This window comes from Microbacterium sp. GXS0129, assembly GCF_044769785.1.
Classification (GTDB): domain Bacteria; phylum Actinomycetota; class Actinomycetes; order Actinomycetales; family Microbacteriaceae; genus Microbacterium; species Microbacterium nymphoidis.
Genome location: NZ_JBIZVZ010000006.1, coordinates 15,055 through 28,398, shown reverse-complemented (window position 1 = coordinate 28,398; position 13,344 = coordinate 15,055). Strand labels below are relative to the sequence as shown.

The window sequence follows — 13,344 nt, the reverse complement described above, 5'->3', positions numbered from 1 at the left end:
ATGCGACACGATCTGCAGCACCGCAGCGTGGTGGTCACCGGCAGCGGCAAGGGCATCGGACGGGCGATCGCCGAGCGGCTCACCGCCGACGGGTGGATCGTGGTGGGGCTGGAGCGTTCCGCCGGCTCCGGCAGCCTCGAAGCCGGTGCGGTGGCCGCCGTCGTCCTCGGCGACTCATCCGATGTCGCCGCTCACGAGCGTGCGGCCGCGGAGGCCACCGCCCGGGCGCCGCTCGCCGGCTGGGTCAACAACGCCGGGATCACCCGTGCCACGCCGCTTCACGAACTGGACGCCGGCGCCGTGCGCGAGATCGTTGACATCAACGGCCTCGGCTACATCTGGGGCTGCTCGGTGGCGGTGAAGTCGTTCCTCGCGCAGTCCAGCGGTGGCGCGATCGTCAACATCGGCTCGATCCACGGTCGCGCCGGGCATCCCGAGTACAGCGCGTACGAGTTCACCAAGGGCGGCATCGACGCCCTCTCCCGCAGTGTCGCCGTCACGTACGGCGGGGTGAACATCCGGTGCAACACCCTCGCCCCGGGCGGTGTACGCACCCCGCACCTGGAAGCGCAGATCGCCGCCGCCGCGGATCCAGCTGCCGAGGAGCGAGCGCTCGCGGAGGGGCCGCCCATGGGGCGCATCGCCACGGCGGAGGAGGTCGCCGCCTTCGCGGCCTTCCTGCTCTCCGACGAGACGCCGTACCTCACGGGCCAGTCGATCGCGGTGGACGGCGGCTGGACCTCCGGCTTCGGGGATCTGTCTCTCCGCCCCTCCATCGCGGCCCACTACCCCTCCGGTTCCTGACGCGCGAAAAACCCCGGCGAGTCCGGGAAACCCCGCGGTGCAGGGCTTCTCGGACTCGCCGGGGTTTCTGGGCGGTCAGGCCTTCAGCATCGACGCGCGGGAGATGCGGCCGGCGACCACGTCGAACGTCGCGATGGTCTCCGTGGACACACCGGCGTTGATCACGTATTCACGGGCGACCACCCAGCGATCACCGAACAGCACCGAGGAGTCGATCACACAGGAGAGCTCCGGGTTCTGCAGTCGCGGCTCGTAGAACGCGCGGATCGCCACCGCCCCCACGATCGGCTCGGGGGCCACCCCGGTGATCACGGCGTCATCCGCGTAGGTCGCCACGAACGCGTCGAGGTCGTGGGCGTTGAAGGCGTCCAGCTGGGCGAGGACGGTGTCGTGTGCGCTGCGGTCAGTCAATGCGGGTGCCTCCGTTGGCGTCGTAGGTGGCGCCGGTCACGAAGGCGGCGCGCGGGGACGCCAGACCGGCGATGATCCAGGCGATGTCCGCCGGCTGGCCGAAGGCGCCGAGCGGAATGCCGGATTCCAGCTTCTCCCGCGCTTCGGGGGTGAGGTTCGCGGTGATCGCGCTGTCCACGGCTCCCGGCGTCACCGCGTTCACCCGGATGCCCTCGGACGCGAGGTGACGAGCGAAGCTCCGGGTGAGGGCGAGGATGGCGCCCTTGCTGGCGGCGTAGTGCATCCCGGTGGCCAGCGCTCCCACCTGGCCCGCGATGGAGGCGACGTTGATCACGCTGCGATCCCCCGCGGCTGCACGAAGCAGCGGGAGCGCCGCGCGCGTCAGCCAGAAGGTTCCGCGTGCATTGGTCTCCATGACGAAGTCCCACTCCTCCAGATCGATGTCCGGATATGCGGTGTACGGGCACACCCCGCCGTTGTTCACCAGGACGTGCAGGTCGCCCCATGTCTCGGTGATCTCGGCGATCAGGCCCTCCACGGATGCCGAATCGCGCAGGTCGAGACGGGAGACGTGCACCTCCGCCGCCCCCGCCTCCCGGCATCGCGCGGCGACGTCCGCCGCCGCTTCCTCGCGACCGGTGAACGTGATCCAGAGGGCGTGGCCCTGTGCCGCCAGTTCGAGGGCGACAGCGGTTCCGATTCCGGAACTCGCCCCCGTGATGAGAGAACGTCGTGCTGTCATGCGGAAATGCTATAGCATTTTCCGCATGACAGCCTCTCGTGTGCTCGTGACCGATTGCGACCTGCCCGGCACCCCCGTCGAGGACGCCCTCTCCGCTGCCGGCATCGACGCCGTGCGCTCCTGCGCACCCACCCCCGACGCCATCGCCGAGATCGGCGCCGATGCCGAAGCGCTCGTCGTGCAGTGGGCGCGCATCACGGCGGAGGTGATGGATGCGCTGCCGAACCTGCGGATCATCTCCCGGCTCGGCATCGGCTACGACATGATCGACGTGGAGGCGGCCACCGCGCGCGGCATCGCCGTCGCGAACACACCGAGCTACTGCATCGAGGAGGTCGCCGCCCACACGGTGGCGATGATCATGGCGCAGGCACGGGGGCTCGCGTCCTACGACCGCGCGGTCCGCGAGGGGACCTGGCGAGCCGTCGACGCCCACCCCGCGGCCGTGCGCCCATCCACCACCACCGTGTCCGTGCTGGGCTTCGGCCGCATCGGCTCCCTGGTGGCGCGCTCCCTGCGCGGCATCGGATTCCGGGTGGTCGTGGCCGACCCCTACGCGCCGGCGGCTGCCGTCACCGCCGCCGGATGCGAGGTCGCCGATATCGCTGCCGCCATCGCCGCGGCGGATGTGCTCACCCTCCACGTACCGCTCACCGCCGAAACCCATCACCTCATCGACGCGGCGGCGCTCGCCACGATGCGCCCCGGCGCGGTGATCGTGAACACCTGCCGGGGACCGCTCATCGATGAGGACGCCCTTGTCGCAGCGCTGGATGCGGGCACGATCGCCGGCGCGGCGCTGGACGTCTTCGCCGCCGAACCCCTTCCCGCGGACAGCGTGCTGCGCGGGCGCGACGACGTGCTGCTCACCCCGCACGCGGCCTGGTACTCGCCGGAGGCGCTGGTCGATCTTCCGATCCACGCAGCGCAGAACGTGATCGATTTCCTGTCCGGCAGCGACGGTGCCGCCATCGTGAACCACGACTACGCGCGAGCGGCTACCGCCGGCTGAACGCGGTCGTTGTGCCACGCCGGACCGGTCGCGAGCGCATCGCCGCCCGCGACTCGAACCCCACCGATCTCCGCGCCAGGACGGTGCGGCCGAACGCGCGACGTCGCGCGAGAGATGAGGAGTCACCATGCAGCTGATGCGTCTGGGAACCGCCGGAGCGGAGCGTCCCTTCGTCCGTGACGACGAGGGCGTGCTGCGCTCGCTCGCGCCGCTGACCGGAGAGATCGACGGCGCGTTCCTCGCCGCCGACGGCATCGCCCGCACCCGCGCCGCCCTCGCCGCCGGTGAGCTGCCCGCGCAGCCCGAGGCTGAGCGGTTGCGCGTCGGCGCCCCGATCGCGCGTCCGATGGCCGTGGTCTGCGTCGGGATGAACTACGCGGCGCATGCCGCAGAGTCGGGCTCCCTTCCGCCCGAGCGCCCGGTCATCTTCTTCAAGCACCCCAACACGGTGGTGGGCCCGGATGACGACGTGCTCCTGCCGCCCGACTCGCAGCGCAGCGACTGGGAGGTCGAGCTCGGCGTGGTGATCGGGCGCCGTGCGCGGTATCTTGCCTCCCCGGAAGACGCGCTCGCGGTGATCGCGGGGTACGTCGTCTCCAACGACGTCTCGGAGCGCGAATACCAGATCGAGGTGTCCGGCGGGCAGTGGTCCAAGGGCAAGTGCGCCGAGACGTTCAACCCGCTCGGTCCCGCCCTGGTGCCGGCGGACGAGGTCGATCCGCAGGCGCTCCGCCTGCGCAGCTTCGTCAACGGCGAGCCTCGTCAGGACTCCAGCACCGCCGACATGGTCTTCTCCGTCGCCCACCTGGTGTGGGAGCTCAGCCAGTACATGGTGCTGGAGCCGGGCGACCTGGTGAACACCGGGACCCCCGAGGGCGTCGCGTTGTCGGGGCGGTTCCCCTACCTGCAGGACGGTGACGAGATGCGCATCGAGATCGACGGCCTCGGCGTCCAGACCCAGCGCGTCCGTCGCGCCACCGTCTGACCTGATCCGCCGCGTCCGTCTGCGGGTGAGGACCCCGGCGATGCGCCGGCCGTCACCCGCAGACGGATGTCTCGCGCTGGTGTGAGCCGTTCAGCCGGCGTAGGGCGTGACCGGAAGGCCGGTGACGCCGGGCGTCGCGGCGAACAACGCGCCGGCCAGCGGATCGTCCGTGAGGCCCTGGCGAGAGCTGGTGATGTAGAGGGTCCGCAGGTCGTCGCCCCCGAAGGCGCACGCCGTGGTGCGGGCCGTGGGGACCTCGATGCGCTCGCGCAGCACCCCGTCCGAGTCGAAGCCGAGTACGCCGTGTCCGTCCCACAGCGCCACCCACACCGACCCGTCCGAGGCCACGGTCAGCCCGTCGGGATGGCCGGCCGCCGGGTCGATCACGGCGAACGGGCGTCGATCCCTCAGCCCCTCCGGCGTCACGTCGCAGACATCCACGCGACCGGTCACGGTGTCGACGTAGTAGCCCAGCGCGCCGTCGGGAGAGGTGTCGAACCCGTTGGAGATCGTCACCGGGGAGAACTGCACGCTCACGTCCTCACCGACGATGCGCCAGAACTGCGCTGCGTTCGCGGTGCCCTCGTACGCCATCGAGCCGGCGTACAGGCGACCGGCGCGATCCGTTCCGGCATCGTTGAGCCGGATCGCGGGATCATCCAGCAGCCGCACGAGCGCGGTGGGCACGGCCCGCGGGTCATCGGCGCCGAAGAGGGCGTGCTCCCCGCCCACGATCCAGCCGCCGTTCGCACGCGGGCGGAGGAACCCGGTGAAGGCGTCCACGTGCATCCGCGTCACATCGCCCTCGGGCAGCAGCGTCAGCACATCGCCACGGCTGCCGTCCACGAAGCGCAGACCACCCCAGTCGGGCCACCAGACCGGCCCCTCACCGTGCTCCGCCACCGCTGCCGTCACCTGTTCCGCACGCACCCTCCCACCCTATGAGCAATGTCCGACGCCACCGCTACCGTGGAGGCATGGCGGATGTCACCACGGGTATCGATGGAATCGCGCGCTGCGCGTGGGCCGGGCAGGAGGAGATCTACACCCGCTATCACGACGAGGAGTGGGGTCAGCCGATGCACGGCGACCAGCGGCTCTTCGAGAAGATGACGCTCGAGGGTTTCCAGGCCGGCCTGAGCTGGATCACCATCCTGCGCAAGCGGGAGAACTTCCGCGTCGCCTTCGACGGGTTCGATCCGGACCGGATCGCCCGCTACGACGAGCAAGACGTGGAGCGTCTCCTCGGCGATGCCGGCATCGTCCGCAACCGCGCCAAGATCCTCGCCGCCATCGGCAACGCGCGTGTTCTCATCGAGATGGCCCCCGGTGACTTCGACGAGCTGATGTGGTCGTTCGCTCCGGAGACCCACGTCCCCCCGGAGACCTTCGCCGATGTCCCCGCGCAGACGGCCGAATCGAAGGCGATGAGCAAAGAACTGCTGCGGCGCGGGTTCCGCTTCGTCGGTCCCACCACCATGTACGCCCTGATGCAGTCCGCGGGCATGGTCGACGATCACGTCCGGGGCTGCCACCGCGCAACGACCCCCGCCGTGTTCGCGCAGGCATAGCCTGAGGGGGCTCACCCGCGGGTCGACAGACGAGGAGCCCCATGGATTACGGTCACGACCTCCGTTTCGGAAGCTTCATCACGCCCACGGCGACGCCCGCGCAGAACCCCGTCGTGCTGGCGCAGGTGTCGGAAGCGGCGGGCCTGGATCTGGTCACGTACCAGGACCACCCGTATCAGCCCGCGTTTCTCGACACCTGGACGCTGATGTCCTACGTCGCCGCCGTCACCGAGCGCATCCACATCTCCGCCAATGTCGTCAACGTACCGCTGCGCATGCCGACGCTGCCGCGTGCTGCGGCCTCGCTCGATCTGCTCTCCGGAGGGAGGTTCGACCTCGCCCTCGGGGCGGGCGCGTTCTGGGACGCGATCACGGCGATGGGAGGACCCCGTCGCACCCCGGGGGAGGCCGTCACGGCGCTGGAAGAGGTCATCGACATCGTGCGGGAGACGTGGCGCACCGACGAACGCGGCGGGATCTTCCGCGACGGACAGGCCTATCCGCTGCGGGGCGCGAAACGCGGTCCGCGCCCCGCCCACGACATCCCGATCTGGATCGGCGCGCTGAAGCCTCGCATGCTGCGACTCATCGGCCGCAAGAGCGACGGCTGGCTCCCCTCGGAGTCGATGATGCAGCCGGGCGACCTCGATGAGGGCATGGCGCGCATCGACGACGCCGCTCACGGTGCGGGTCGCGAACCGCACGAGATCCGGCGCCTGCTCAACATCGGCCCCGAGGCCGACAGCCGCTCGTGGGCCGCGCGCCTCGCCACGCTCACACTCGACAGCGGAGTCAGTACCTTCATCCTGGCCTCCGGTGATCCGGCGACCCTTCACCGGTTCGGTCAGGAGGTGGGCCCGGCCGTTCGTGAGCTGGTGGCGCAGGAACGCGCTTCCCGTGGCACGTCCACCGCCGATCCTCGTTCGCGTGCGGCCCGCGCCGCGCGCGTCGCCGGAATCGCGTACGACGACGTGCCCGCCGGATTGCGCGTGATCGAGCCCGGCACGGATCACCACGTACGCCCAGGTGATCGCGGACGCTGATGACGGGCCGCGGCAGGGACAGGTGCGCCCGTCACCCGTTCGGGATTGTTTCGTGAGCTGTCCGCCGACGTCGTCACCGCCGCCGCGCATCAGATGCGCAGCGGCCGGCCCTCCTTCCAGATCCGCGCACTCCGCGGTGCCGCCTCGGACGTGGGCGCCGACGAGTCCGCGTTCGCGCACCGCGACGCGCAGTTCTCGGTGGTCGCGTTCGGCAGCGATGCGCAGCGGCTCGACCTGATGTGGGAGCCGCGGGGGCGGCGTTCGACGGGCCTGTACACCAGCTTCGAAGCGTCGGACCGGCCGGCCCGCATCGCGGAGGCCATCCCGCCGAGCACGCTGGCACGGCTCCGGCGCATCACAGAGCGCATCGATCCCCGGCATCTGTTCCGCGACAACTTCCCCGTCGGCCCCGGCGGCGACGAGTGATGTCTCCTCAGAGGCTGTGGATAACCCTCGCCATCTGCGGTGCGGATGTCGCCGACGACCAGTAGGATGATCTGACCGTTCCGCTTTGGGGAAAGCTGCGGAGTCATCCGCGGGGAACGGTGCTGAGGAAAGCTGGGGTGCCGCTTGGGGACGGCAAAATCTTGGATGCGTCGACGCCGTACGGCGATCGCCACCACGGCCGCGATCGCCGTCACGGGGATCGCTGTCGCGACGATGGCGGTCGCCTACGACGGGACGCCCGCCGCCGAGGTCGATCTGAACGACGGCGGTGTGTGGATCACGAAGCAGAGCGCGCTGCTAGTCGGGCACGTCAACCCGAGCGCGTCGGTCGTGGACGGTGTCGCGCGTTCCCAGGCCGCCGACTACGACGTGCTGCAGTCGGGCTCCGATGTGCTGATCACATCGGCCGGGCAGATCGGCGTCCTCGACCCCGTGAGCTACACGGTGCGTGGCTCGGTGGCCGTGCCGTCGACGGCGGAGGTCTCGCTGGGCGGCGGAACGGTCACCGTGCACGACACCGCCACCGGGGATCTGTGGGTGATGCCGGTGTCCGCGCTGGCGAGTTTCTCTCCGTCCATGCCTGTCGAGCGCACGCTCGACAGCGGTTCCGCCGTCGTGGTCGACCGGACCGGTACCGTGCACGCCGTGTCCGCTGAGTCCGGCGAGCTCACCTCGATCCGCGTCTCCCCGATGGGAAGCGTCGGCGCCGCTGAGACACGCGCGCTGGAGGGGATCGATCCGCAGGACGAGCTCACGATCTCCGCGGTCGGCTCCGAGCCTGTGGTGCTGGATCGCACCTCGCGGACGCTGTACACCGCGCGCGGACTGCGGGCCGAGCTGCCCGCCGATGCCGAGGGGCCGGCTCTCGTGCTGCAGCAGCCCTCGGATGACGATCCGGCGGTGCGCGTCGCCTCGCCGGATGCCGTGATCACCGTCCAGCTCGCCGGTGGTGCCGTCACAGAGCGGGCACCGGCCACGCCGGGAGGCAGTCCTGCGGCACCCGTGCGGCTGGCCGGATGCACCTACGCCGCATGGGGCGGCACGGCCGCTTTCCTCCGGGAGTGCGCGGATGACGCGGAACTCATCGACACCACCATCGAGGGCGTCGGCCCGCAGGTCGCGCTCACGTTCCGGGTAAACCGGCAATCCGTGCTGCTGAACGACACCATCAACGGCGTGGCCTGGATGCTGGATTCCGCGCTGCAGCGCATTGACAACTGGAACGATCTCACGCCGCCGGACGGCGAGAGCGACGAGCGCGGCGAGTCATCCCGCGACACTCCGGAACAGGCTCAGCCCGAGCGTGGGGAAGAGAACACCGACCCTGTCGCGAACGACGATGCCTACGGCGTCCGGGCTGGTCGGGCCACGGTGCTACCCGTTCTCGAGAACGACAGCGACGCGGACGGCGATGTTCTCACCGTGAGCGTCGAGAGCCCGTCCACCCAGCTCGGTACGGTACGACCCATCCTCAACGCGCAGGCGCTCCAGCTGGATGTCCCGGAATCCGCCGACGGCACCATGACGGTGCCGTACGCAGTCGACGATGGGCGAGGCGGCACGGGCAGCGCGACGGTGACGGTGACCGTCCACCCGCCCTCCCAGAACGGTGCCCCGGAGCAGGTGCGCGCCGATCAGATCATCCCGGTGGAGGCCGGCGCGGCGACGACATACAACCTTCTGCCGGACTGGCGGGATCCGGATGGCGATGACATCTATCTGCAGTCGGCCGTGGCCGCCGATGGCGACGAGGTGTCGTTCACCCCGGACGGCAGAGTGACGTTCCGGGCCATCGGCGGCTCGAGCGGGCCGGTCGACGTCCAGATCGTGCTCTCCGACGGAGCAGCGAGCGCGTCGGGAGTGCTCCGGTTCGACGTCCGGGCCCCCGGCAGCACGTCGCCTGTCACCAACCCCGATCACGTCATCGCCCGAGTGGGGGAGCAGGTGACCGTCTCGCCGCTGGTGAATGATCTCTCCGCCGGTCAGGATGTGCTGAAGCTCTCGCTGGTCCAGGAGCACGCCACCGCCACCGTCGTACCGGACTATCTGAACGGGTCCTTCAGCTTCCGGGCCGATTCACTCGGCACCCGGTACGTCACTTATCGCGTGTCGGCGGGGTCGGCGTCGGCGTCGGGCGTGGTCCGCATCGATGTGATCGACGCCGCTGGCGCCGCCCAGCCTCCGATCGCGGTTCAGGACACCGCGCTCCTGCCCGTCGGGGGAGAAGTGCTGACCGGTGTGCTCGAGAACGACGTCGATCCTGCCGGGGGAGTGCTGGTGGTCCAGTCCGTGACGACGGACAATCCGGGCATCGCCATCTCCCTGGTGAACAACCAGACACTGCGGATCGCCGACGCAGGGCTGTCCCAGCAGACGCGTGTCCGGTACGTGATCTCCAACGGATCGCAGTCCGCCGAGGGCGACGTGATCGTGATTCCGCTGCAGCCGTCCACCGGCCAGGAAGCTCCCGAGGCGACGCCCGATGTCGTGGTGGTGCGCGCCGGCGACGCTGCCACCGCGCACGTTCTCGACAACGATTCATCCCCCATCCATTCCCCGCTGACCCTCTCCCGCGAACTTCGGGATGTCGTTCCCGCCGATGCCGCCGATCAGATCTTCGTTTCCGGCGACACGGTGCGATTCCGCGCGGGTGCGCAGCCCGGGGAGGTGCGCGCCCGGTACGAGGTCGCGGATGCTCTCGGACAGCGCGTCTCGGGGGACGTCACCTTCCAGGTGCTGCCTGTCGATGAGGCCGGCAACGCCGCTCCGACGCCCCGTGATCTCACCGCGCGCGTGATCGCCGGTGGCGTCGTGGCGATTGCGGTCCCGCTGGACGGGATCGATCCCGAGGGCGACTCCGTGGAACTCGTCGGCATCACGACCGCGCCCACGCGCGGACGTGTGATCGCCACCGTGGACGACCGGATCGAGTACGAGGCCTTCGCCGACTCGGCGGGCACGGATCTGTTCACGTACCGAGTGCGTGATCGCCTGGGGGCCGAAGCCGTCGCGACGGTTCGCGTGGGGATCGCCGGCGCGCTCCCCGACAACCAGGCACCGTTCGCGGTCGCCGACCACGTGATCGCCGCGCCGGGGCGGGTGATCGATGTCAGCCCGCTCGACAACGACAGCGACCCCGACGGCGACACCCCGCTGACGCTCATCGCCGATGCGCTCGCCGTTCCCGCCGACATCCCGGGTCTGGAGGCGCGTGTGGACGGCGGCCGCGTGGTCATCACCACGCCGGACCTTCCTGAGGGTGAGAAGGTCCGCACCGCGTTGCAGTACACCGCACAGGACAGCCGCGGAGCCACCGCCGTCGGCGTCATCGACCTGACGGTGGACAGTACGGTGCCGCCGCAGCCGCCGCTCGCTCGTGATGATCGCATCCGACTGGAACAGGTTCCGGATGATCGCGTCGTCTCGGTGGATGTCAGAGCGAACGACTCCGATCCTGACGGCACCACCGATGCGCTCACGGTGTCCCTCCCGGAGCCGACCACTGCCGAGCTCGGCGCCGGTCAGAGCATCCGGGTCACGGTCGAGACGCAGCGCCAGCTGATCCCGTACACGGTCACCGACGCGGACGGACTACAGGATTCGGCGTTCCTGTTCGTTCCCGCGCTCGGCGACCTCCGACCCGAGCTCTCTCCCACGGCAGGTGCCGTCACGGTGCGTTCGGGAGAGCTGGTCACCGTGGAACTCGCCGACCATGTGCGGACGCAGGGCGATCTGCCGGTCATGATCGCCGATCGCGACCAGGTCTCGGCGTTGCACGACGACGGCAGCGGGCTCATCGTCGATGACCGGACCCTGCAGTACCGCTCGCGTGTGGACTACTCCGGATCGGATGCGCTCACCGTGCTCGTGACGGACGGCACGACCGCGGACGATCCGGGCGGACGGACGGCACTGCTCTCGATCCCCGTGACCGTGCTCCCCGCGGACACGAGCAATACTCCGCCGACGTTCTCGGGCGCGACGATCACCGTCCCCCGGGGTGAAGCACCCACGACGCTGTCGCTCACCGACCTCACCCGCGATCCCGACGATGGTGATCTCGCCGCCATGCACTACGCCCTCCTCGGATCCGCCCCCGACGGAATCACCGCCGCGGTCACCGGAGAGGCGCTGTCGGTGTCGGCTCCCGCCGATGGAGTCGTCGGGCTCGTGGGCTCGGTCACGGTGACGGCGACGGACGGGAAGTCCGATCCGGTCGCCGCCACCTTCCAGATCCGCACGACGCGAACCGAGCGCCCGCTCGCCGTCGCCGTCGCCGATGTCGTCACCGATGCCGTGGCGGGCGTTGCACGCACCATCGACGTCACCGCGAACGACACCAATCCGTACCCGGACACTCCGCTGCGCGTGGTCGCAGCCACGCTTCTCGCGGGTGAGGGCGCCGTGACGTTCGAGGGGGCCGCAGTCACGGTGACTCCCGACGCCGGCTTCACCGGGACGCTCACGGTTCGCTACCGCATCGCCGACGGCTCCGATGACGCGGCACGTGAGGTCGACGGGCTGCTGAGCGTCACCGTGCGCGACCGTCCGTCCGCCCCCGGCCGGCCGACGGTCGGTGGCCTCACGGAGAACTCCGTGATGCTGTCCTGGAGTCCGCCGGAGTCGAACGGGTCGCCCATCACGGGATACACGGTCTCCTCTGAGGACGGCTCCGTCACTATGTCGTGTGAATCGACCGCCTGCACCATCGGGGGCCTCGTCGCCGGCCGGGATTACCGCTTCCAGGTCACCGCGACGAACGCGGTCGGCACGTCGTCACCGTCCGCACTGTCCGACACGGTGCGGCCGCAGGCCCGTCCCGCCGCTCCGGGTCAGTTGTCGATCGCTGCGGACGACGGAGTGATCGTCGCCGGGTGGGCTGCATCGGCACCCCCGGTGACGCTCTACAACGTGGAGATCTCCCCGGCGCCTCCCACCGGATCGGCGGTGCAGACCGTCCGTGCAGCGAACGCCTCGTTCACCGGACTCCAGAACGGCGTCTCGTACACCTTCCGCGTACAGGCGACCACGGATGCCGGGGTGAGTTCCGATTGGTCGGCGCCATCCAGCCCGGCCACGCCGTCGGGCCCGCCGTCGGCTCCGGCCGCGCCCACGGTGGTCGTCGGCGCCCCGACGGATACGGGTGCCACCCTGAGCGTGCAGTGGCAGGCCCCCGCGGCGAACGGTTCACCGATCACGGGATACGTCCTGACGGTGATCCGCGACGGCGCTCAGCTCACCCAGATCTCCTCCGCCACCGCGTCCGTCGACTATCACGTCGCGGGCACACGTGAGCTGTATTCGTTCTCGGTGGTGGCCGTCAACGGGCGTGGTCCCGGCCCCTCGAGTCCGCAGTCGGCGCCGGTCAACGCCATCGCGACGCCCGGACAGCCCTCCGGTATCGGGCTGCTCTCCGGTGACGGCCGAGTGATCCTGCGCTCCTTTGCGGCGGTCGCCGGCAACGGCGCCGATCCTTCGCAGATCGAGTACGAGTACGCGCTGAACGGTGCGCCGTGGCAACCGCTCCCGGGCGGAACCCAGGGCGGTGCCATCCCGGCGAACAACGGCACGGCTTACTCCGTGCGCGTTCGGGCCGTCACCGTGGTGGACGGCAACCGGTACCCGGGGCCGGCATCGGCCGACTCCAACTCGGTGGTGCCCGCCGGACCGCCGGCACCCCCCAGTGCCTCCGCGGAGGTGAATCGTACACAGGTCACGTTGACGTGGTCGCCTGGTGCGAGCAATGGTTCCCCGGTCACCAACGTCACCTGGCAGCTCAGCGGCGGGCAGGAGCAGATCGACGTGCCCAGCGGCACGACAACGTTCGATGTCGGGTGGAACTTCGACGGATCCGTGACCCTGTGGGCGATCGACGCCAATCACGCGAAGAGCCAGCCCACGGTGGTCCCGGTGAAGACCGGGCCCGATCCGTCGACCGTCACCCTGGGCACGCTGGCTCTCGGCAACGACGTCACCCTCGACGATGGCCGCCCTGGTCAGGATGTCGTGTATCACGGCATCTACGGCACCGGCAGCGTGGCGTACGAGTGTGTGGTGAACGGCACGGTGACCGTGCGCTACGACCGGCCGGCGCCCACGAACACCACGGTCGGCCTGCCCTATTGCCGCGGCGCCGCAGGAGACGAGATCTGGCTCGTCATCGAGTGGGAGAGCGGGTCCCCCTATGCGCCACGCACGTTGTCCAACTCCTGCCGCCCCTTCGATTCTTGCTCGACCGGACGCAAGTCCGAGTAGGCGCACCGCCACCCCAGAACCCGTTACCCGACCCGAACTCCCGCGACAAGGAAGACCCACTTCATGCTTGAAGA

Annotated in this window: 10 protein-coding genes; 7 read left to right on the top strand and 3 right to left on the bottom strand. The window is 70.0% G+C overall.

Annotation, left to right across the window (positions count from 1 at the left end; all coding sequences use genetic code 11):
* Positions 1-804 (top strand): SDR family NAD(P)-dependent oxidoreductase, encoded by an 804-nt coding sequence (locus ACIQJ5_RS16050; protein WP_402845322.1) that lies wholly within the window; start codon positions 1-3, stop codon positions 802-804.
* A gap of 75 nt (positions 805-879) precedes the next feature.
* Here the strand turns inward: ACIQJ5_RS16050 and ACIQJ5_RS16045 are convergent, their stop codons facing one another.
* Positions 880-1,215: a nuclear transport factor 2 family protein gene (locus tag ACIQJ5_RS16045; protein ID WP_231092388.1), complete on the bottom strand. Its 336-nt coding sequence runs from the start codon at positions 1,213-1,215 to the stop codon at positions 880-882.
* A complete protein-coding gene (locus tag ACIQJ5_RS16040; RefSeq protein ID WP_231092387.1) occupies positions 1,208-1,957 on the bottom strand; it encodes an SDR family NAD(P)-dependent oxidoreductase in 750 nt (249 codons plus the stop codon). The genes ACIQJ5_RS16045 and ACIQJ5_RS16040 overlap by 8 nt, the downstream gene beginning before the upstream one ends.
* 25 nt (positions 1,958-1,982) lie before the next feature.
* Here ACIQJ5_RS16040 and ACIQJ5_RS16035 point away from each other — a divergent pair, with 25 nt between their 5' ends.
* Complete coding sequence (locus ACIQJ5_RS16035; RefSeq protein ID WP_231092386.1) at positions 1,983-2,969, top strand: C-terminal binding protein; 987 nt, start codon at positions 1,983-1,985, stop codon at positions 2,967-2,969.
* Between the two features lie 127 nt (positions 2,970-3,096).
* Positions 3,097-3,954 carry a fumarylacetoacetate hydrolase family protein gene (locus tag ACIQJ5_RS16030; RefSeq protein ID WP_231092385.1) on the top strand — a complete coding sequence of 286 codons (858 nt, stop codon included), beginning with the start codon at positions 3,097-3,099 and terminating at the stop codon, positions 3,952-3,954.
* A 90-nt stretch (positions 3,955-4,044) separates the two neighbouring features.
* Here the strand turns inward: ACIQJ5_RS16030 and ACIQJ5_RS16025 are convergent, their stop codons facing one another.
* On the bottom strand, positions 4,045-4,884 hold the full coding sequence (locus ACIQJ5_RS16025; protein ID WP_402845319.1) for an SMP-30/gluconolactonase/LRE family protein: 840 nt from the start codon (positions 4,882-4,884) through the stop codon (positions 4,045-4,047).
* A gap of 47 nt (positions 4,885-4,931) precedes the next feature.
* Here ACIQJ5_RS16025 and ACIQJ5_RS16020 point away from each other — a divergent pair, with 47 nt between their 5' ends.
* The 4 genes from ACIQJ5_RS16020 (at position 4,932) to ACIQJ5_RS16005 (ending at position 13,270) form a co-directional block, all read left to right on the top strand.
* Entirely contained in the window at positions 4,932-5,525 is a 594-nt protein-coding gene (locus ACIQJ5_RS16020) for a DNA-3-methyladenine glycosylase I (protein ID WP_402845317.1), read from the top strand.
* A gap of 41 nt (positions 5,526-5,566) precedes the next feature.
* On the top strand, positions 5,567-6,568 hold the full coding sequence (locus ACIQJ5_RS16015; RefSeq protein ID WP_402845315.1) for an LLM class flavin-dependent oxidoreductase: 1,002 nt from the start codon (positions 5,567-5,569) through the stop codon (positions 6,566-6,568).
* Positions 6,569-6,613: 45 nt separating this feature from the next.
* Positions 6,614-6,994 (top strand): hypothetical protein, encoded by a 381-nt coding sequence (locus ACIQJ5_RS16010; RefSeq protein ID WP_402845313.1) that lies wholly within the window; start codon positions 6,614-6,616, stop codon positions 6,992-6,994.
* Between the two features lie 165 nt (positions 6,995-7,159).
* Positions 7,160-13,270, top strand: coding sequence for an Ig-like domain-containing protein (locus tag ACIQJ5_RS16005; protein WP_402845311.1), 6,111 nt, complete (start codon positions 7,160-7,162; stop codon positions 13,268-13,270).
* Positions 13,271-13,344 lie beyond the last annotated feature (74 nt).